At 70.8% G+C, this 19,414-nt stretch carries 16 protein-coding genes, 2 tRNA genes and 1 pseudogene; 15 read left to right on the top strand and 4 right to left on the bottom strand.

The annotated features are described in order from the left end of the window. Positions 1-9 precede the first annotated feature (9 nt). Entirely contained in the window at positions 10-204 is a 195-nt protein-coding gene (locus tag G4G93_RS02755) for an Rmf/CrpP family protein (protein ID WP_165080911.1), read from the bottom strand. 149 nt (positions 205-353) lie between these two features. Here G4G93_RS02755 and G4G93_RS02750 point away from each other — a divergent pair, with 149 nt between their 5' ends. Beyond that, positions 354-1,664, top strand: a complete 1,311-nt coding sequence (locus tag G4G93_RS02750) for a PLP-dependent transferase (RefSeq protein WP_165080909.1) — start codon at positions 354-356, stop codon at positions 1,662-1,664. A gap of 125 nt (positions 1,665-1,789) precedes the next feature. Here G4G93_RS02750 and G4G93_RS02745 read toward each other — a convergent pair whose 3' ends face one another. Beyond that, positions 1,790-2,122 carry a hypothetical protein gene (locus G4G93_RS02745; protein ID WP_165080907.1) on the bottom strand — a complete coding sequence of 111 codons (333 nt, stop codon included), beginning with the start codon at positions 2,120-2,122 and terminating at the stop codon, positions 1,790-1,792. Positions 2,123-2,507: 385 nt separating this feature from the next. Between G4G93_RS02745 and G4G93_RS02740 the strand changes: the two genes are divergently transcribed. The 5 genes from G4G93_RS02740 to argC all read left to right on the top strand — a co-directional run bounded on the left by G4G93_RS02740 (position 2,508) and on the right by argC (position 6,828). Next, positions 2,508-4,079, top strand: a complete 1,572-nt coding sequence (locus tag G4G93_RS02740; protein ID WP_165080905.1) for a 2-isopropylmalate synthase — start codon at positions 2,508-2,510, stop codon at positions 4,077-4,079. Between the two features lie 128 nt (positions 4,080-4,207). Further along, positions 4,208-4,283: transfer RNA gene (locus tag G4G93_RS02735), tRNA-Lys, on the top strand. Positions 4,284-4,387: 104 nt separating this feature from the next. Then, positions 4,388-4,463: transfer RNA gene (locus tag G4G93_RS02730), tRNA-Lys, on the top strand. 60 nt (positions 4,464-4,523) lie between these two features. Further along, complete coding sequence (locus tag G4G93_RS02725; protein WP_165080903.1) at positions 4,524-5,168, top strand: alpha/beta fold hydrolase; 645 nt, start codon at positions 4,524-4,526, stop codon at positions 5,166-5,168. Positions 5,169-5,853: 685 nt separating this feature from the next. After that, entirely contained in the window at positions 5,854-6,828 is a 975-nt protein-coding gene (argC, locus tag G4G93_RS02720) for an N-acetyl-gamma-glutamyl-phosphate reductase (RefSeq protein ID WP_165080901.1), read from the top strand. Positions 6,829-6,892: 64 nt separating this feature from the next. Here the strand turns inward: argC and G4G93_RS02715 are convergent, their stop codons facing one another. Then, positions 6,893-8,578, bottom strand: coding sequence for a methyl-accepting chemotaxis protein (locus G4G93_RS02715; protein WP_165080899.1), 1,686 nt, complete (start codon positions 8,576-8,578; stop codon positions 6,893-6,895). Between the two features lie 165 nt (positions 8,579-8,743). After that, entirely contained in the window at positions 8,744-11,182 is a 2,439-nt protein-coding gene (locus G4G93_RS02710; protein WP_165080897.1) for an FAD-dependent monooxygenase, read from the bottom strand. A 389-nt stretch (positions 11,183-11,571) separates the two neighbouring features. On the opposite strand from G4G93_RS02710, the gene G4G93_RS02705 reads away from it, so the two are divergent. From G4G93_RS02705 to G4G93_RS35475, 9 genes and pseudogenes are all read left to right on the top strand, one after another. After that, the gene (locus G4G93_RS02705; RefSeq protein WP_206289435.1) at positions 11,572-12,756 is read left to right on the top strand and encodes an ABC transporter substrate-binding protein; all 1,185 of its coding nucleotides are present in this window, start codon (positions 11,572-11,574) and stop codon (positions 12,754-12,756) included. Positions 12,757-12,879: 123 nt separating this feature from the next. Then, positions 12,880-13,803 carry a branched-chain amino acid ABC transporter permease gene (locus tag G4G93_RS02700; protein WP_165080895.1) on the top strand — a complete coding sequence of 308 codons (924 nt, stop codon included), beginning with the start codon at positions 12,880-12,882 and terminating at the stop codon, positions 13,801-13,803. After that, positions 13,800-14,789, top strand: coding sequence for a branched-chain amino acid ABC transporter permease (locus tag G4G93_RS02695; protein WP_165080893.1), 990 nt, complete (start codon positions 13,800-13,802; stop codon positions 14,787-14,789). The genes G4G93_RS02700 and G4G93_RS02695 overlap by 4 nt, the downstream gene beginning before the upstream one ends. Then, the gene (locus G4G93_RS02690) at positions 14,786-15,541 is read left to right on the top strand and encodes an ABC transporter ATP-binding protein (RefSeq protein WP_165080891.1); all 756 of its coding nucleotides are present in this window, start codon (positions 14,786-14,788) and stop codon (positions 15,539-15,541) included. The genes G4G93_RS02695 and G4G93_RS02690 overlap by 4 nt, the downstream gene beginning before the upstream one ends. Then, the gene (locus G4G93_RS02685) at positions 15,541-16,236 is read left to right on the top strand and encodes an ABC transporter ATP-binding protein (RefSeq protein WP_165080889.1); all 696 of its coding nucleotides are present in this window, start codon (positions 15,541-15,543) and stop codon (positions 16,234-16,236) included. Before G4G93_RS02690 ends, G4G93_RS02685 begins: the two co-directional genes overlap by 1 nt. A gap of 90 nt (positions 16,237-16,326) precedes the next feature. Further along, positions 16,327-16,785, top strand: coding sequence for a cupin domain-containing protein (locus G4G93_RS02680; protein ID WP_091752641.1), 459 nt, complete (start codon positions 16,327-16,329; stop codon positions 16,783-16,785). Positions 16,786-16,789: 4 nt separating this feature from the next. After that, positions 16,790-18,046 (top strand): flavin-dependent oxidoreductase, encoded by a 1,257-nt coding sequence (locus tag G4G93_RS02675; protein WP_165080887.1) that lies wholly within the window; start codon positions 16,790-16,792, stop codon positions 18,044-18,046. Between the two features lie 116 nt (positions 18,047-18,162). Continuing rightward, complete coding sequence (locus G4G93_RS02670) at positions 18,163-18,930, top strand: SDR family NAD(P)-dependent oxidoreductase (RefSeq protein WP_165080885.1); 768 nt, start codon at positions 18,163-18,165, stop codon at positions 18,928-18,930. Next, a pseudogene (locus tag G4G93_RS35475) lies at positions 18,927-19,412 on the top strand (MarR family winged helix-turn-helix transcriptional regulator); the annotation flags it as partial. The gene G4G93_RS02670 and the pseudogene G4G93_RS35475, both read left to right, overlap by 4 nt. Between the last annotated feature and the right edge of the window lie 2 nt (positions 19,413-19,414).

Here is a 19,414-nt window from a genome sequence, read left to right as displayed (position 1 = left end):
GCCGGAGGGTCAGCGCCCCGGTTCGCGCTTGAGGCCGCCGGTCACCGGCTCGGCGCCCGCCGCCACGGCCTCGTCGAAGCCGGCCAGCCAGCGCTCGCGGGCGTCGGTGCCCTCGGCATAGGGGCAGGCCTCGCGGGCGAGGCCCTTCTCCGGGGCGGCGCGGCCGAGGGCGTGGGCGTCGAGGTTGTCGGGCGGGGATTGCATCGGGGTCTTCGGGCTCCTGCCGGGTGCGGGGATGCGCGGCCGAGTACCCGAACCGCCGGCGGCGCCGGACGTTCCCCGGCATTCCGCGTGGCGGGCCGGGCGGGACGGGCCTATACGGCACGGCACCCGCCCCCGGAGGATAAGCCGCCGTGCCGCAGTCACCGTCCGCCCCGTCACCGACCGACGCCGGTACCAAGGTCGAGCGGCGCGCGGCCTTCCTGGCGGGCTGCCGCCCCGAGACGCGCCGGATCCACGCGCCGATCGTCGATCTCGCGGCGGCGCGCGGCCATCTCAACCCGCGCGGCCTCGGGCACGCCCGGGCCTTCTCGGATCCCGGATCCCTCGGCCAGAGCAGCGTCGGCTTCGAGACCCTCGGCGACTACGAGGCGGCGGACGCGGCGGGCCGCGCCCCCTATGGCGGCGCCGAGTACGGCGTCGTCCAGTCGCCGGAGGCGGAGGCGGTCTGCGCCAAGTTCGCGGGGCTTCACGGCGGCGCCGGCGCGATCGTCTGCGGATCGGGCCTCGCGGCGATCGCGACGGTGCTCGACGCCTTCGCGCCGACGCTCGTCCTGATTCCCGAGGGGATCTACTTCCCGGCCTGGCGCTACATGTCCGAGGCGGCGGTGGCCGGGACCGGCCGGGCCGAGCTCCTGACCTATCCGGCCGGCGCCTCGGGCGAGGAGGTCGGCGCCCTGCTGGCGCGGGCGGGCGAGCGTTTTTCGGCCGCCGACACGCTGCTCTACCTCGAGGCGCCGGTGAGCGGCACCTTCGAGATCCCGGACATCGCCGGCCTCGCGACCCGGGCCAGGGCGGCGGGCCTCCGCACGGCGATGGACAACACCTGGGCGAGCCACGTGCGCTTCCGGCCCCTCGACCACGGCATCGACCTCGCGATCCAGGCGACGACGAAATACGAGGGCGGCTACGGCGACACGCCGAGCGGCATCGTGATCGCCCGCGACGCGGCCGACCTCGCCCGCCTGCGCCGGCGCTTGCGGATCAGCGGCCACGGCGCGGTCTCGCCCCAGACCTGCGCCCGCCTGTTCCACCGGGTCGACGGCGCGAAGAGCCGCCTCGACCGGCACGCCGCCACGGCGGCGGCGCTGATGGGGTGGTTCGAGGGGAAGGGCTTCACCGCCGGGATCCTGAGCCCGGCGCGCCCGGACAGCCCCTATCACGGGCGTTTCCGGGAGTATTTCGGCGCCGGCAACAGCCTGTTCACGGTCGTGTTCGACGAAGGGCTACCGGTCGAGCGGGTTCACGCCTTCGTCGACGCGCTCCTCTTGTTTCGCATCGCCGAGAGCTGGGGCGGCCACGTCTCGCTGGTGCTGCCGGTCCACCCGCGCCGCGATCCGGCCAGCCTGCCGAAGGGCGCGATGTTCCGCTTCAATGCCGGGCTCGAGGAGGCCGGCGACCTCATCGCCGACCTGGAGCAGGCGGCGCGGGCGGCTCTTCTGTAAGCGCCGTTTCGACTGTTTGCGACGGTCGTGACCCCACCATGTCGTTCCGGGGCCGCGCAGCGGAGCCCGGAATGACGATGGCGGATGTTCGGCTCCGTCGATCAGGTCGCGCGGGCTCGAAGAGCCTACGGATACCCGTACCGCGCCTTCGCCGCCGCCAGCAGGCGCAGGGCCTCGCCGTCGCGGCCGGCGGCGCAGGCGCTCGACGCGTTGGCGAGATCGGCCGAGAAGCGCTTGCCGACCGGGGCGTTGAGATTGCCGGTGGCGACGTCGCTGTCGACGACCGCCTGGGTGCGGGCGATGGCAGGGCCGCAACCGGTGCCGGCGGGGAGCGCCCCGGCGGGGAGCGCGGCGACCGGACCGAGGCCGGCGGCCGGCGGCGGGACGGCCGGCTTCGACTGGCAGGCGGCGAGGGCGAGGAGGGCCGCGAGGGCGAGCCCGGGCTTGAGGTGCGACACGGGGACGACTCCACCTTGTGATTGAGCACGTATGGCCGAGCTTGTCGCAAGCAGGCGGGAGGCGGTCAATCGCGGGCCGGCGCAGCACAGGCCGCGGCTTGTCATCGCGCCCGCGGACCGCTACACAAGCGACCCTCGCACTGGGTCATCCCCCCTTCAGGAGACGCGAGCCGTGGCTCATGCCGGCTCCCCGCTGACGCTTCCGACGACCGCCCTCTCGGCGGCGCGGGCGCGCGCGCTTCTCCTCGGCGGCCTTCTTCTCCTTACCAGCCCCTGAGGGCCGTCCGGGCGCGCGCCTGGGCCCTTGGGGGATTTGGACAAGTCGAGACATCAGCCAGACGCCCTGCGTGACCGCGACGTCCCGGGCGAACCAGGATTCCAGACCATGACCGACCAGACCGCCCGCACCCCGTCCTCGTCCGAGCGCGTGCTGATCTTCGACACCACGTTGCGCGACGGCGAGCAGTGCCCCGGCGCCACGATGACGCTGGAGGAGAAGCTGGCGGTGGCCGAGATGCTCGACACGATGGGCGTCGACATCATCGAGGCCGGCTTCCCGATCGCCTCGAACGGCGACTTCGAGGCGGTGGCGGAGATCGCCCGCCGCTCCAGGTCGGCGGTGATCGCCGGCCTGGCGCGCGCCATCCCGGCCGACATCGCGCGGGCCGGCGAGGCGGTGCGGTTCGCGCGTCGCGGCCGCATCCACACCTTCGTCTCGACCTCGCCGATCCATCTGGCCCACCAGATGCGCAAGACCGAGGACGAGGTCCTGGAGATCATCCTGAAGACGGTGGCCCAGGCCCGCGACCTCGTCGAGGATGTCGAGTGGTCGGCGATGGATGCGACCCGCACGCCGATCGACTACCTGTGCCGCTGCGTCGAGGCGGCGATCCGGGCCGGCGCCACCACCATCAACCTGCCCGACACGGTCGGCTACGCCACGCCCGAGGAGTACCGGGCGATGTTCCGCAGCGTTCGCGAGCGGGTGCCGAATTCCGACAAGGCGGTGTTCTCGGTCCATTGCCACAACGACCTCGGCCTGGCCGTCGCCAACTCGCTGGCCGGCATCGAGGGCGGCGCGCGCCAGATCGAGTGCACCATCAACGGCATCGGCGAGCGGGCCGGCAACGCGGCGCTGGAGGAGATTGTGATGGCGATCAAGACCCGCGGCGACGTGCTGCCCTACGAAACCGGCATCGACACCACCCAGCTGGTGCGCGCCTCGAAGCTGGTGGCCGGCGCCACCCACTTCCCGGTGCAGTACAACAAGGCGATCGTCGGTCGGAACGCCTTCGCCCACGAGAGCGGCATCCACCAGGACGGGATGCTGAAGAACCAGACCACCTACGAGATCATGACGCCGGAATCGGTCGGCGTGCACAAGACCTCGCTGGTGATGGGCAAGCATTCGGGCCGCGCGGCCTTCCGCTCGAAGCTCGACGACATGGGCTACCGGCTGTCCGACAACCAGTTCCAGGATGCGTTCGAGCGGTTCAAGGCGCTGGCCGACCGCAAGAAGCACGTCTACGACGAGGACATCGAGGCCCTGGTCGACGAGAATCTGGCCACCGCCCACGACCGCATCAAGCTCGTCTCCCTGACGGTGGTCGCCGGCACCCGCGGCCCGCAGCGCGCGACGATGAAGCTCGACATCGAGGGCCGCACGGTCACCGAGGAGGTCGACGGCAACGGCCCGGTCGACGCGGTGTTCAACGCCATCCAGGCCCTGGTCCCGCACGAGGCCGCCCTGGAGCTCTACGACGTCCACGCGGTGACCGGGGGCAGCGACGCCCAGGCCGAGGTCTCGGTGCGCCTGCGCCAGGACGACCGCATCGTCACCGCCCGCGGCGCCGACCCGGACACCCTGGTCGCCTCGGCCAAGGCCTACCTCGCGGCCCTGAACAAGCTGCAGGCCGGCGCCAGCCGCCTGCACGCCCAGCACGCCGCCGCGGAGTAAGGACCGCCAGCCGGCAAAAAATCAACGAGCCGGCGGGATCGGGGCTGGACAGCCCCCCGCCGGCCCATTAAACGACCCTCACCGCCGGGGCGGTTTGGTGGCTTCCCCGGAGGCGCTCTTGTGAGAGCGGGCGCATAGCTCAGTTGGTAGAGCAGCTGACTCTTAATCAGCGGGTCCTAGGTTCGAGCCCTAGTGCGCCCACCACAAAAGCCAGGTTCCTCTTCGAGGCAACTTGCACCGGACGCTCAGAGGAGCAGCCGGCACCAGAGGAACGGTTGGTGGCCGTTCCCCTCTCGCCTTCGGGCGACGGGCGCATAGCTCAGTTGGTAGAGCAGCTGACTCTTAATCAGCGGGTCCTAGGTTCGAGCCCTAGTGCGCCCACCACTCCCTCCCGGATATGATGATGGACCGTGGCGGCTCCGGCCGTTCCCGCCCGGGGCACGCATGATCGTCGTGCTGCTGCACGGCCTGGGCCGCACGCGACGCAGCATGGCGCGGCTCGCGGCACGCCTTCGCGCCGCCGGCTACCGCGTCGAGAGCCTCGGCTACCCCTCCCGCCGCCTCGGCCTCGCCGCCTGCGCCGCGCATCTGCGCCCCGCCGTGGCGGCGATCCGGCAGCGGGCCGGCGGTCGGATCGTCCTCGTCGGCCATTCCATGGGCGGCCTCGTCGCCCGGCACCTCGCCGCCGCCGATCCCGATCTCGCCGCCGGCCTCGTGATGCTGGGCACCCCGAACCGCGGCAGCGAGGCGGCCGACCTCGTCTCGACCTTCCGGCTCGGGCGGGCGCTGTTCGGCCCGGCGCTCCTCGACCTGCGCACCGATGCCCGTGCGACGATCCCGGTGCCGGCCTGCCCAATGGCGGTGGTGGCGGGCACGCTGGCGCTCATCCCGGTCTTCCGTCCCTGGATCCCGGGGCCGCATGACGGCCTGGTGAGCCTGGAGCGTGCCCGGCTCGGCGTCGGCGAGACCGTGCGGGCGGTGCCGGACCATCACACCTGGCTGATGAACCATCCCGACGCGGTCGCGGCGGTGCTGGACGCCCTGTCGGCCTGGATCCCGCCCGGCAAGGAACGCGCATTCGTTCGGTGACGAGCGTCGACCACGGGCGGGGAAGCCATTTCTGAGCAGACTTGGTTGGCAAGCCAACGCTACGTCCGCTTAGACTCTTGTTTTGTCGCAGATTTTTGTCGCGAAACCGGCAACCACTTTTCGCGAAATTTGCTTAGCCGTCATGGCGGGCATCGCCCTCGGACCGCTTGCATGATGCTCACCTGGCAGGTGCATCGGCTTCGGAAGCGGTAGCCGGCACACCGGCTGCCGCGAGACCGCCCGAGAGGAACCCGGCCCAATGCCGAGAACCGGCCGTGACCGGCAGCGACGCCAAACTTTCTTCCACAGCCTTCGCGCCGATCCCCGATCGGTTCGCCGGCCCGGATCTCGGCCTGGGTGGGCCCGGACCGAAATAGCGCCGCGGGCCCGGATTCCGGCGCGATCCGGTGGAGGGCTGCTGGCGGACATTCCGCTTGACGCGAGAGGGGGGCGACGACACTGTCCCGCGCCATGACCGCAAGCCGGACCCTTTGCGACCGACGCCGACGCCGCCTCTCCGCGGCGGCCTTCCGGCTGCGCGTCGTTCCGCGTCCGTGTCGCGTGGTGACTACCTCGGCGTAGTCCCGCCCACGGAGGCGATCCCGGCTCGCATTTCCGAAAGACCCCCGCAGCCCTCAGGCTCCGGGGGTTTTCTTTTGCCCGCACTTCAGAAGGTCACACCTCCATGAGCATTCGCGTCGGTATCGTCGGGATCAGCGGCTTCGGCGGCGGCGAGGCCCTGCGCCTGATCGCCGGCCATCCGTCCTTCGAACTCGTCTACGCCGCGGGCGAGAGCAGCGCCGGACACCGGCTGGTGGACCGCTTTCCCGGCGTACCGGCCCGGCTGGCCGGTCTCGTGATCGAGAGATGGGACCCCGCGACCCTGCCGCAGCTCGACGTGCTGTTCGCGTCGCTGCCCACGGGCAGCTCGGCCGCGGCGCTGGCACGGGTGCCCGGAAACGTGAAGATCGTCGATATCGGCGGCGACCACCGCTACGCCGAGGGCTGGGCCTACGGCCTCGCCGACATCTGGCCGGACCGGATCGCCGGCCACGGCCGCGTCGCCAATCCTGGCTGCTTCCCGGCGGCGACGCTGACCGCCCTGGCGCCGCTCCTCGCCGAGGGGCTGATCGAGCCCGGCAACATCGTGATCGACGCCAAGACCGGCATCTCGGGGGCCGGCCGCGGCGGCGACAGCCGGTTCGGCTATGCCGAGAGCAACGAGAACCTGGTGCCCTACGGCCTGCTCAAGCACGTCCACATGCCCGAGATCGCCGCGACGATCGAGCGGCTGAGCGGCGGAAGCGCGGCCGGCCTCGTGTTCACGCCCCACCTGGTGCCGATGACCCGCGGCCTGCTGGCCACGATCTACGGCCGCGGCCGCGCCACCACGGCCCAATGCCTGGACGCCGCCCGGCGCTTCTATGCCGGGCGGGCCTTCGTCCGCGTGACCGACGCACCGCCGCAGACCAAATGGGCGACCGGCTCGAACCTCGCCTTCGTCAGCTACGCGGCCGATCCGGAGCGCAACCTGGTGATGGCGATGGGCGCGGTCGACAATCTCGGCAAGGGCGCGGCCGGGCAAGCGGTGCAGAACGCCAACCTGATCTGCGGTTTGCCGGAGACGATGGGGCTGGAGGGTGCGCCTGTGTGGCCGTGACGGCCGGCCGGCGGGCGGCGGATGCGGGAGACGCGTCCTCGCTCCGCCGCGAAGCGGGCGGTCCTCAGGCCGCCCGCACCGTATCGAGGAAGCGCGCCACCTCCGCCGAGAGATGCTCGGATTGCCGCGACAGCTCCGAGGCCGAGGCGAGCACCTGGCTCGCCGCCGCCCCGGTCTCCTCCGCCGCGCCCGCCACCCCGGCGATGGTGCCCGTCACCTCGCCGGTGCCCACGGCCGCCTGAGAGACGTTGCGGACGATCTCCTGGGTCGCCGCGCCCTGCTCCTCCACCGCCGCCGCGATCGAGGTGGCGACGACCGAGATCTCCTCGATCCGCGCGGTGATCTGGCCGATCGCCCCGGCCGCGTGACCCGTGGAGGCCTGGATCGCCGCGATCTGGCCGGTGATCTCCTCGGTAGCCCGCGCCGTCTGGCCGGCAAGCTCCTTCACCTCGGCCGCCACCACCGCGAAGCCGCGCCCCGCCGCGCCGGCGCGAGCCGCCTCGATCGTGGCGTTGAGCGCGAGCAGGTTCGTCTGGGCGGCGATCGACGAGATCAGCCCGACCACGTCGCCGATGCGGGCGGTGGCCTCGGTCAGCGCCCGGACCTGATGGGAGGTCTGCCCGGCCTCCGCGACGGCGGCCTGCGCCAGCCGGGCCGAGCCGTCGACCTGGCGGCCGATCTCCTGGACCGAGGCGCCGAGCTCCTCGGCTGCCGCCGCCACGGTGCCGACATTCGACGAGGCCTGCTCGGCCGCCGCCGCCACGGCGGAGGACTGGGCCGCGGTCTCCGACGCGGTGGCGGTCATCTGCGCGGCGGTGGCCTGCAGCTCGGTCGCCGAAGCCGAGACTTGGCCGACGATGCCGCCGACCGCCCGCTCGAACGCATCGGCCATCTGGCGCATCCCGGCGCGGCGCTGCTCCTCGGCCGAAGCGCGGGCGAGCACCGTCTCCTCCTCCAGGGCACGGGTGCGGATCAGCCCGTCCTTGAACACCTGCACGGCGGCCGCCATGGCGCCGATCTCGTCGCGGCGGCCCGTGCCGGGGATCTGCGCCGCGAGGTCGTGGTTGGCGAGCCGGCCCATCGCGGCGGTCATGCGGGCGATCGGGCGGGCGACGCCGACGAGGCTGAAAATCGCCGCGCCGATCGCCGCCGCGAGTGCCAGGGCCGTCATCACGACCGCCGCCAGGATGCCGCTGCCGGCACTCGCGCCGCTCTGCTCGGCGCTCGCCAGGGCGGCGCCGGCATTCATCGCGACGATCGCCTTCAGGGCGCCGGTCGCCTCGGCATTGGTGCCGGTCATCTCAGGGCCCGTCAGCGTGGCGAGCGCCGAGGCCTGATCGCCGGCGGCCATCGCGCCGGTCACCATCTTCTGGCCTTCGAGGTAGTGGCTCCACTGGGCGACGAAGCGCCCGAACGCCGCCCGCTCCGCGGGCCCGGAGATCAGCGGCTCGTACCGGGCCTGGAGATCGACCAGGGCCTTGCGGCTGTCGATCAGGGCCTGCTCGTTGCGGTCGTAGGCGGCATCGTCGGTCGAGGTCACGACGAAGCGGTAGAGGTGGATCCGGTAATTCTGGGTCTCGGCGTAGATCTGGCCGATCAGGTTCGAGGCTGGGATCCGGGTCTTGGCAATCTCGACGATATCGTCCCGCAGCGTCACCAGCCGCAGGATACCATTGCCACCCTGCGCCACGCTGAACAGCATCAGCGTCATGATCGTCCCGACGAGGACATGCTTGATCGACAACTTCATCGCGCGACCGCCCGGCTTGACCTTAGAACCCCGGAATAAAGGCGATCACTACATAGAAGACATTTCGTTAGTGCTTGGTGAAAAAGTTCTGTCCGGCGGGAGAAACGCCGCGGTGCATCGACGGTCGGCAGGCCGCCGCCCGCACGGGCAGGCGCGGCCCGCCCCCTACTCGGCCGCCTCCCGCCCCGTCGCGTGCTCCGATCCTTGCCCGGCCCCTTGCCCGGCCTCCTGCCCAGCCCCTTGCCCAGCCCCTTGCCCCACTTGATGCGGCCGCGGGCGGGCCTTGCGGCGCAAGGCGATCTCCTGCTCGCGCGCCTTCGGCAGCTCGCGGTGGGCCTGGTCGCGGCCGGGCAGGTAGGGTTTCGGCCAGGACTGGGTGCGGGCGTCGTACCAGGCCGAGGCCTGGCGGCAGAAATTCGGGTTCCACAGGTGCGGCCGGCCGAGCGCCACGATGTCGGCCCGCCGGGTATGCAGGATGGTGTTGACCTGGCCCGCCTCGGTGATGGCGCCCACCGCCATCACGGCCATCGGCGCGCGGTTGCCCGCATGGTTGCGGATCGCGTCGGCGAACTGGACCTGGAACATCCGGCCGTAGACCGGGCGCTGCTCGGCGACGGTCTGGCCGGCGGACACGTCGACGAGGTCGCAACCCGCCTCGTGCAAGGCTTCCGCCACCGCCACCGTGTCGGCTTGCGTCATGCCGCCCTCGGCCCAGTCGGTGGCGGAGATGCGCACCGACATCGGCCGCTCCGCCGGCCAGGCCGCCCGCATGGCGGCGAAGACCTCGAGCGGGAAGCGCAGGCGGTTCTCGATCGATCCGCCGTATTCGTCGGTGCGGATGTTGGTGAGCGGCGAGAGGAACGAGGCCATCAGGTAGCCGTGGGCGCAATGCAGCTCCAGCATGTCGAAGCCCGCCCGCGCCGCCCGTTCGGTGGCCTGGACGAAGTCGTCCCGCACCCGGTCCATCCCGGCCCGGTCGAGTTCGTCCGGCACCTGGCTCACGCGCTCGAGATAGGGGATGGGCGAGGCCGAGACGATCGGCCAGTTGCCCTCCGGCAGCGGCCGGTCCATCCGCTCCCAGCCGACCTGCGTCGAGCCCTTGCGGCCGGCATGGCCCAGCTGCATCACGACCTTGGTGTCGGTATGGGCGTGGACGAAGTCGACGATCCGGGCCCATTGCGCCTCGTGCGCGTCGGTCCACAACCCCGGGCAGCCGGGGGTGATGCGGGCATCCGCCGACGGGCAGGTCATCTCGGTGAAGAGCAGGCCGGGACCGCCCAGCGCGTGCGAGGTGTAGTGGACGAAGTGCCAGTCGGTGAGGTTGCCGCCCTCGTCGGCCGAGTACTGTGCCATCGGCGCCATCGCGACCCGGTTCGGGATCCGCATCCGGCGTAACGAGAGGCCGGTGAACATCGGCGTCGGCCGGCTCTCGCGGTAATCCTCGCCGGTCTCGGCGTAGAGGCGGGCGTAGAACGCGTCGTCCACCGCCGCGACATAGGCCGGATCGCGCACCACCAGGTTGTCGTAGGTGACGGACTTCGCCCGGCACATCACCACCATCGAGAACTGCTCGACATCCATGTCCCAGGAGCGGCTCATGTGCTCGAACCAGGCGAGCGACACGTCGGCATTGTGCTGGATCACTTGGGCTGCGGTGCGGCGCGCCCGGTCGTAGGCCGCGAAGGCCGCCTGCACGTCCTCCTCCGCCTTGTCGACGAGCGCGTCCGAGAGCGCGATGGCGCATTCCATGGCGAGCTTGGTGCCCGAGCCGATCGAGAAATGCGCCGAGGCCTTGGCGTCGCCGAGCAGCACGATGTTGTCGTGCGACCATCGATGGCAGAAGATCCGCGGGAAGCGGCGCCAGGTCGAGCGGTTGAGGAGCAGGCCGTGGCCCTGCAACTCCTCTTCATACATCCGCTCCAGGATCCGCCGCGAGCCCTCCTCGTCGGTCTCGGTGAAGCCGTGGCCCTGCCAGCAGGCCTCGTCCATCTCGAACACCCAGGTCGAGCGGCCGGGCTCGTACTGGTAGGTATGGGCGCAGACGATGCCGTGCGGCGTCTCGCGGAAGAAGTAGTTGAACTCGTCCATCGGCCGGGTCGAGCCCATCCAGCAGAAGCGGTTGGACTTGATCTCGACCTCGGGCCGGAATTCCTCGCGAAAATGCTCGCGGATGCGCGAGTTGATGCCGTCGCAGGCGACGATCACGTCGGAATCGGGAAAGCGCTCCTTGAGCCGGTCGGGCGGGATGCTCTCGCCGAAATGCAGCTCCACGCCCTCCTCGCGGCAGCGCTCCTGGAGGATCCGGAGCAGGCGCATCCGGCTCACCCCGGCAAAGCCGTTGCCGCCGCAGCGCATGACGCGGCCCTGCTTATGGATCGCCACGTCGTCCCAGTACGAGAAGGCGTCGCGGATGCGGGTGAAGGAGCGGGGATCGCGCGACAGGAACTCGTGCAGGGTCTCGTCGGAGAAGACCACGCCGAAGCCGAACGTGTCGTCGGCCCGGTTCTGCTCGTAGACCTCGACCTGCCAGCCGGGCCGCCGCTTCTTGGTCAGGAGCGCGCAATAGAGCCCGCCGGGGCCACCGCCGATCACCGTGACGCGCATGGAGGGCTCCTTCTCGTGATGGCGGGCTCGCCGACCACGAAACTTTATACTTGAAATATCGCGGCGCAAGGGGGCGCGGGACGATGCACCGGCGATCTGGCCATCGCCTTGCCGGCCCATCGTGAGCACCCGTCCGAATGCTGCGATGCAGCAATCAAAAACGCTTGTTTTTCAGCATTATGCCCGCTGCACTGCACACGAATGCGGCACGGCGGAAAAATCATCAAGGGTGGTTGCCAGACGATATTTCATGCGTAAAATATCTCCGGCGAAGCAGGGTCGGGACCCGACGTAAGAGCGCCGCTTTCGCTCCACGCGCCGACTCGACTTCGGATGCGTCGCACCGGACAAGTGCCGTCGATGCTCTCGACACGAAGGGGACACACGGGATGACTCCGATCCGGAACGCCAGCTTCCTCGCGACCGCGCTTTTGGGCGCCACGCTGCTGGCCGGCCCCGCCGCCGCGCAAGGAGCCGAGAAGGTCCGGGTCGGGCTGATGTTCACCCTGTCGGGCCCTTCGGCGGTGCTCGGCGAGCAGGGCCGCGACGGCTTCCTCCTCGCCCTCGACACCCTCGGCAAGAAGCTCGGCGGCCTCGACGTCGAGGTGGTGACGGTCGACGACGAGCTGAAGCCGGATGTCGCCACCAACAAGGCGCGGGAACTGGTCAAGCGCGACAAGGTCGACTTCGTGGTCGGGCCGACCTTCTCCAACGTCCTGCGCGCGGTGGTGCGTCCGGTGACCGATGGCGGCGCCTTCCTGATCTCGCCCAATGCCGGCACGTCGAACTATGCCGGGGCGGAGTGCAACCCGAACCTGTTCGTCTCCTCCTACCAGAACGACCAAGTCCACGAGGTGCTCGGCAAGTACGCCCAGAACAAGGGCTATAAGCGCCTCGTCCTGCTGGCGCCGAACTACCAGGCGGGCAAGGATTCGCTCGCCGGCTTCAAGCACTCCTACAAGGGCGAGGTGGTGAACGAGATGTTCACCCCGCTCGGCCAGCTCGATTTCTCGGCGGAGCTGGCGCAGATCGCGGCGGCGCAGCCCGACGCGGTCTTCGCCTTCATGCCCGGCGGCATGGGCGTCAACCTGGTGCGCCAGTACCGCCAGGCAGGCCTGAGCAACATCCCGTTCCTCTCCGCCTTCACGGTCGACGAGAGCACCCTGCCGGCCCAGAAGGACGCGGCGGTCGGCTATTTCGGCGGCGCCAACTGGGCGCCGGACCTCGACACCCCGCAATCGAAGGCCTTCGTCGCCGCCTACGAGAAGAAGTACGGCAGCGTGCCGGGTACCTACGCCATGCAGGCCTACGACGCCGCCCTGATGATCGACGCCGCGGTCAAGCGCGCCAAGGGCGACCTGAAGGACAAGGATGCGATCCGCGCCGGCCTCAAGTCCGCCGAGTTCCAGTCCCTGCGCGGCAACTTCAAGATCGGCAACAACCACTATCCGATCCAGGACTTCTACCTCGTCAAGGCCGCCAAGCGGCCCGACGGGAAGTACGAAACCCAGATCGCGGAAAAGATCTTTTCGAATTATCAGGACAACTACGCGGCCGAATGCAAGATGAAGTGATCGTCACCCGCTGACGGATCATCATAAAACTCCACGTCATCCCAGGGCCGCGCAAGCGGAACCCGGGATGACGCGGAGTGTGGCAGCCGCCGCAGGGCAAACCTCGCACGAGCCGATCGCGCCATGCTCAACCTGTTCCTGATCCAGGCGCTGAACGGCGTCCAGCTCGGCATCCTGCTGTTCCTGGTGGCGGCGGGGCTGACGCTGATCTTCGGGGTGATGGACCTCATCAACCTCGCCCACGGCGCCCTCTACATGATCGGCGCCTATCTCGCGGCGACGCTGACCGCCGCCACCGGCAGCTTCGGCCTCGGGCTTCTGCTGGCGCTGCCGGCGACGCTCGTGTTCGGCCTCGCGCTCGAAGTCCTGGTGGTGCGCCACCTCTACGGACGCGACCACCTCGACCAGGTGCTCGCCACCTTCGGGCTGATCCTGATCCTCAACGAGGGCGTGCGGATCGTCTGGGGCGCCGCGCCGATGAGCGTGCCGGTGCCGGACGCCCTGTCGGGCTCGGTCCGGCTCGTCGGCACCCTGCATTACCCGCTCTACCGGGTCGCGATCATCGCCGCCGGCCTCGCGACGGCGCTCGGCCTCCACCTCCTCGTCAACCACACCCGGCTCGGCATGCGGCTGCGCGCCGGGGCCAGCAACGGCCCGATGGTGGCGGCACTCGGCGTCGACATCCGCCGGCTGTTCCTGGTGGTGTTCGGCCTCGGCGCGATGCTGGCGGGATTCGCCGGCGCGATGGTGGCGCCGATCCTCTCGGTCGATCCCGGCATGGGCGATTCGGTGCTGATCCTGACCTTCGTGGTCATCGTCATCGGCGGCGTCGGATCGGTGCGGGGCGCCTTCGTGGCCGGTCTCCTCGTCGGCCTCGCCGACCAGCTCGGGCGCACCTTCGGGCCGATCCTGCTGCGCAGCGTGATGGACGCCTCCGCCGCCTCGCAGACCGGGCGGACGCTGGCCCCGATGCTGATCTACATCCTGATGGCCGCCGTTTTGTTCTTCCGGCCGTCCGGCCTGTTCCCGGCGCGGGGTGCCCGATGACCACCCTGGCCGCCCGCATCACCGCCGAGGCGCCCCGGCGCCGAGCCGCGCTCTCCGGCACGGCGCTGGCCGGGCTGGTCCTGGCGGCGCTCGCCGCCCTGCCGGTCGCGGCGGAGGCCGCCGGCCTGCCCTTCCTGGTCGTCACCGCGACCCGGATGATGATCTTCGGGCTCGCCGCCCTCTCCCTCGACCTCGTGCTCGGCTACGGCGCGATGGTGTCGTTCGGCCACGCCGCCTTCATCGGTCTCGGCGCCTACGCGGTCGGCATCCTCGACGCCCACGGCATCCGCGACCTCGCGATCCAGGCACCGGTGGCGGCTCTCGTGTGCGCCCTCTTCGCCCTCGTCACCGGGGCGATCTCGCTTCGCACCCGCGGCGTCTACTTCATCATGATCACGCTGGCCTTCGGGCAGATGGCGTATTTCTTCATGGTCTCGCTCGCCGCTTACGGCGGCGACGACGGGTTGCCGCTGTCGGGCCGCTCGACCCTGTTCGGGATGCGGCTGATCGAGGGCGATCCGGCCCTGTTCTATCTCGTGCTGGCCGTGCTGGCGGTCGCGCTGCTGACGCTTCGCCGCGTCGTCGCCTCGCGCTTCGGCCGGGTCCTGCGCGGCAGCCGCGACAACGCGGTGCGGATGCAGGCGATCGGCTTCTCGCCCCTGCCCTACCGGCTCACCGCCTACGTCATCGCCGGGGCCATCGCCGGCCTCGCCGGGGTGCTGCTCGCGAACCAAGCCGAGTTCGTCTCGCCCGCCTACATGAGCTGGCAGCGCTCGGGCGAATTGATCGTCATGGTGGTGCTCGGCGGCATGGGCACGTTGGTCGGGCCGGTCGTCGGGGCCGCCGCCTTGATCGCCCTCGAAGAGGTGCTGGCACACTATTCCGACCATTGGCGCCTCGGCCTCGGGCTGATGCTGGTCGCGGTGGTGCTCCTCTCCCGCGGCGGCCTGGCGGGGCTCGCGGCGAAGATCGGGAGGCGCGCGTGACGACCCCGCTCCTCAGCGTCCGGAACCTGCGCAAGTCCTACGGCGCCCTGCGGGTCACCGACGACGTGAGCCTCGACGTGGCGTCGGGCGAGCTGCACGCCGTCATCGGCCCGAACGGCGCCGGCAAGACCACGCTGATCCACCAGCTCTCGGGCAGCCTCGCCAGCGATTCCGGTACCGTGCATCTCGCGGGCGAGGACGTGACGGCACTCCCGATGGTGGCGCGGGTACGCCGGGGCCTCGCCCGCTCGTTCCAGATCACCTCGATCCTCGACGGGTTCTCGGTGCTGGAGAACGTGGCGCTCGCGGTCCAGGCCGGCTCCGGCTCGAGCTTCCGCTTCTTCCGCCCCGCCGCGCGCGAGACCCGGCTCAACGACGAAGCGATGGTGGCGCTCGGCCGCGTCGGCCTCGCCGACCGGGCTTCGCGCCGGGCCGGCAGCCTGTCGCACGGCGAGAAGCGCCAGCTCGAACTGGCGGTGGCGCTCGCGACGAACGCCCGCCTGCTTCTCCTCGACGAGCCGCTCGCCGGGACCGGGCCGGAGGAATCGGCGATCCTGGTCGGGCTGATGCGCGAATTGAAAGCCACCCACACCATCGTGCTGATCGAGCACGACATGGAGGCGGTGTTCGCGCTCGCCGACCGGATGAGCGTGCTGGTCTACGGGCGCGTCATCGCCAGCGGCGCGCCCGACGCGGTCCGCACCGATCCCGCGGTGCGCGCTGCCTATCTCGGCGAGGAGGAGGCGGCCTGATGCTCACCGTCGAGGGGTTGGAGAGCGCCTACGGCGATTCCCGCATCCTGTTCGGGATCGACCTGTCGGTCGCCAAGGGCGAGGTGGTGACGCTGCTCGGCCGCAACGGCATGGGCAAGACCACCACGGTGAAGTCGATCTTCGGTCTGCTCAAGCCCCGGGCCGGCCGGATCCTGATCGACGGCGAGGACATGGCCGGCCGGCCCTCGCACCTCGTCGCCCGGCGCGGCCTCGGGCTGGTGCCGGAGGGGCGGCAGGTCTTCCCGACCCTCTCGGTCGAGGAGAACCTCGTCGCCACCCATCGCGGCGGGCGAGGGGCCAAGTGGACTCTCGACGCGGTCTACCGTCTGTTTCCACGCCTGAAGGAGCGGCGGCGCAACGGCGGCGACCAGCTCTCGGGCGGCGAGCAGCAGATGCTGGCGATCGGCCGGGCGCTGATGACCAATCCGCGCCTCGTCGTCCTCGACGAGGCCACCGAGGGGCTGGCGCCGCTGATCCGCGAGGAGATCTGGGCCTGCCTGCGGGCGATCAAGGACGAGGGCGAGGCGATCCTGGTGATCGACAAGAACGTCGATGCCCTGGCCCGCTTCGCCGACCGCCACGTGGTGATCGAGAAGGGCCGCGTGGTCTGGACCGGCACCAGCGCGGCGCTCCGGCAGGCGCCGGAGGTGAAGGACCGTTTCCTTCATGTGTGAAGGATTCGCACCGCCCCCAACCCTCCCCCCTCTGCGGGGGAGGGAGATGAGCGGCCGTCGTCAGATCAAGTCTCGTAAAGGAGTTCGTCCATGACCCCCATGACCGCAGGCATCACCCGCGCCGGTGAGGGCATCGAGGGCGTGCGCTGGAACATCCTCGGGCAGATCTACGTGCCCAAGCAGCACTCCGAGAGCTCGCTGTCCTGGCACGCCACCTTCCCGCCGGGCACCTTCGTGCCGCCGCATATCCATCCGACGCAGGATGAGTTCCTGTACATCCTGCAAGGGCGCCTCACCGCCGTTCTCGACGGGCAGGAGAGCGTGGCCGAGCCGGGCGACACGGTCCGGCTGCCGCGGGGCCAGCCGCACGGGCTGTTCAACCGCTCGGACGCGGATGTGAAGTGCGTGTTCTGGGTCTCGCCGGCCCGCCGCCTCTACGACCTGTTCTGGGCCCTGCACAATCTCGGGCCGCAGGCCAACCCGGCCGACGTGGTGGCGATCTCGGCCAAGCACGAGGTCGATTTCCTGCCGCCCCCGGACGCGGAGTGAGGCGATGCGCGTCATCATCGTCGGCGCCGGGATCGGCGGCCTCGCCACCGCCCTGATGCTCCACCGGCGCGGCATCCGCGCCACGCTCTACGAGCAGGCCTCGGAGGTGCGCGAGGTCGGGGTCGGCATCAACACCCTGCCGCACGCCATTCGGGAACTCGCCGAGCTCGACCTGCTGCCGGCCCTCGACCGGGTGGCGATCCGCACGAAGGAACTCGCCTACTACAACCGCCAGGGCCAGGAGGTGTGGCGCGAGCCGCGCGGGATCGATGCCGGCCATCCGGTGCCGCAATTTTCGATCCATCGCGGGCGCCTCCAGGCCGTCCTCTACGACGCGGTGCGCGAGCGGCTGGGACCCGACGCGGTGCAGACCGGCCTCGCGCTCTCGGGCTTCCTGCAGGACGAGGGCGGGGTCACCGCCCACTTCACCGACTCGCTCAAGGGTGACGCCGGCCGCACGGTGCGGGGCGACGTGCTGGTGGCCTGCGACGGCATCCACTCGGTGGTGCGCAAGACATTCTTCCCCAACGAGGGTCCGCCGCGCTGGGACGGGGTGCTGATGTGGCGCGGCGCCACCGAATGGGCGCCCTGGGGCGACGGCCGCACCATGGCGATCGGCGGCGGCATGGGCGCCAAATGCGTCCTCTACCCGATCGCCGAGGCCGGGAACGGGCACCAGCTGATGAACTGGGTGGTGTTCGTGAAGATGGCGGACGGGAAGGTGTCGCCGCCGCCGAAGGAGAGCTGGTCGCGCCCCGCCCACCGCTCGCAGGTGCTGCCTTACGCAAGGCGCTTCGCCCTGCCGGATTTCGACCTCGCCGCCCTCGTCGAGGCGACGCCGCAGATCTTCGAATACCCGATGTGCGACCGCGATCCGCTGCCGCGCTGGACCCACGGCCGGGTAACGCTCCTGGGGGATGCCGCCCACCCGATGTACCCGGTCGGCTCGAACGGCGCCTCGCAGGCGATCCTCGACGCGCGGGCGCTCGGCGACGCGCTGGCAAGCGCCGAGCACCCGATGCAGGCGCTCGCGTCCTACGAGGCCGAGCGCCGGCCGAAGACCGCCGAGATCGTGCTCCTCAACCGCAAGGGCGGGCCGGAGCGGGTGATCGACGAGGTCGAGAAGCGGGCCCCGGCGGGGTTCTCCCGGATCGAGGACGTGCTGAGCCACGCCGAACGCCAGGCGATCGTCGGGGGGTACGCCGGCAAGGCCGGGTTCGCGGTGGCGGGCAAGGTGAGCCCGCTCAGGGTGGCGGTGTAGCTCCTTCCCCTCCCTCACAACTTGCAGCGATCTCGGGCAAGCCCGAGATCGCCTGGGGAGGGGAAGCGCCCGATCCGGAAACACCCGCGCCCAAATCCTTTAAGGTTGAAATATCCATGACCCACTCGTCCTCCCCTCCCCGCCACGTCCTCGTCACCGGCGCCGCCCGCGGCATCGGGCGGGCGATCGCGGCGGGTTTCGTGGCGGCGGGGGAGCGGGTGACCGTGCTCGGCCGCACGCCGGAGAGTGCCGCGCAGGCGCAATCCGAACTCGGCGCCGCCCACGCCGTCGCGGCCGACGTCACCGATGCGGCCGCCCTGGAGCGCGCCCTGAAGGAGGCCGCCGAGCAGGCCGGCCCTGTGGCGGTGCTGGTCAACAATGCCGGCGGGGCCGAGACCGCGCCGCTCGCTCGCAGCGACGTCGAAACCCTGCGGCGGATGATGGCGCTCAACCTGGAACCGGTGCTGGTGGCGGCCCGCACTGTCGTGCCCGGCATGAAGGCGCAAGGCGGGGGGCGGATCGTCTCGGTCGCCTCCACCGCCGGGCTGAAGGGCTACGCCTATGTCGGTGCCTATTGCGCCGCCAAGCACGCGGTGGTCGGGCTGACCCGGGCGCTGGCGCTGGAACTGGCCGGCGCTGGCATCACCGTCAACGCGGTCTGCCCCGGCTTCACCGACACCGACCTCGTCGGGAGCGCCATCGGCGGGCTGGAGGCCAGGACCGGCCGCAACCGCGACGACCTCCTGACCGAGTTCACCCGCCACAACCCGATGGGCCGCCTGATCCGCCCAGAGGAGGTGGCGGACGCGGTCCTTTGGCTCGCAGGACCGGGCGCCGGCGCCGTCACCGGCCAGGCCGTCGCGGTGGCGGGAGGCGAGCTGTGAACGCGCCCGCCGAATTCCCCGTGGAGATTCCCGCCCACCGCACCGAGTTGCGGCTGTGGCTGCGCCTGCTCACCACCGCCAACACCATCGAGGCGGAGATCCGCCGCCGCCTGCGCGACCGCTTCAACACCACCCTGCCCCGCTTCGACCTGATGGCACAGCTCGAGCGCGCCCCCGACGGCATCCAGCTCGGCGAGCTGTCGCGCCGGATGATGGTCTCGAACGGCAACGTCACCGGCCTCGTCGAACGGCTGGCCCAGGAGGAGCTGATCGACCGCCAGGTCTCGGAAGCCGACCGTCGGGCGGTGCAGGTGCGCCTGACGCCGCAGGGGCGCGCCGTCTTCGCCGAGATGGCCCGGGCGCATGCCGACTGGATCGCGGAACTCGTCGGCGCCCTCGGTCCCGCCGAGCAGGAAGCCCTCTCGACCCAGCTCTCCGCCCTCAAGGCCTCGGTACGGCCGGGCGGCAATCCCGAAAAGCCAAA

The sequence above is a fragment of the Methylobacterium sp. DB0501 genome, assembly GCF_011043735.1.
Lineage (GTDB): Bacteria > Pseudomonadota > Alphaproteobacteria > Rhizobiales > Beijerinckiaceae > Methylobacterium > Methylobacterium alsaeris.
This window is presented reverse-complemented; position numbering and strand designations above follow the sequence as displayed.

What these genes read in the sequence shown, in the direction of transcription:
- G4G93_RS02755 (WP_165080911.1), bottom strand. Translation starts at nt 204, where the DNA reads ATGCAATCCCCGCCCGACAACCTCGACGCCCACGCCCTCGGCCGCGCC.
- G4G93_RS02740 (WP_165080905.1), top strand. Translation starts at nt 2,508, where the DNA reads ATGACCGACCAGACCGCCCGCACCCCGTCCTCGTCCGAGCGCGTGCTG.
- G4G93_RS02725 (WP_165080903.1), top strand. Translation starts at nt 4,524, where the DNA reads ATGATCGTCGTGCTGCTGCACGGCCTGGGCCGCACGCGACGCAGCATG.
- argC (WP_165080901.1), top strand. Translation starts at nt 5,854, where the DNA reads ATGAGCATTCGCGTCGGTATCGTCGGGATCAGCGGCTTCGGCGGCGGC.
- G4G93_RS02715 (WP_165080899.1), bottom strand. Translation starts at nt 8,578, where the DNA reads ATGAAGTTGTCGATCAAGCATGTCCTCGTCGGGACGATCATGACGCTG.
- G4G93_RS02710 (WP_165080897.1), bottom strand. Translation starts at nt 11,182, where the DNA reads ATGCGCGTCACGGTGATCGGCGGTGGCCCCGGCGGGCTCTATTGCGCG.
- G4G93_RS02705 (WP_206289435.1), top strand. Translation starts at nt 11,572, where the DNA reads ATGACTCCGATCCGGAACGCCAGCTTCCTCGCGACCGCGCTTTTGGGC.
- G4G93_RS02700 (WP_165080895.1), top strand. Translation starts at nt 12,880, where the DNA reads ATGCTCAACCTGTTCCTGATCCAGGCGCTGAACGGCGTCCAGCTCGGC.
- G4G93_RS02695 (WP_165080893.1), top strand. Translation starts at nt 13,800, where the DNA reads ATGACCACCCTGGCCGCCCGCATCACCGCCGAGGCGCCCCGGCGCCGA.
- G4G93_RS02685 (WP_165080889.1), top strand. Translation starts at nt 15,541, where the DNA reads ATGCTCACCGTCGAGGGGTTGGAGAGCGCCTACGGCGATTCCCGCATC.
- G4G93_RS02680 (WP_091752641.1), top strand. Translation starts at nt 16,327, where the DNA reads ATGACCCCCATGACCGCAGGCATCACCCGCGCCGGTGAGGGCATCGAG.
- G4G93_RS02675 (WP_165080887.1), top strand. Translation starts at nt 16,790, where the DNA reads ATGCGCGTCATCATCGTCGGCGCCGGGATCGGCGGCCTCGCCACCGCC.
- G4G93_RS02670 (WP_165080885.1), top strand. Translation starts at nt 18,163, where the DNA reads ATGACCCACTCGTCCTCCCCTCCCCGCCACGTCCTCGTCACCGGCGCC.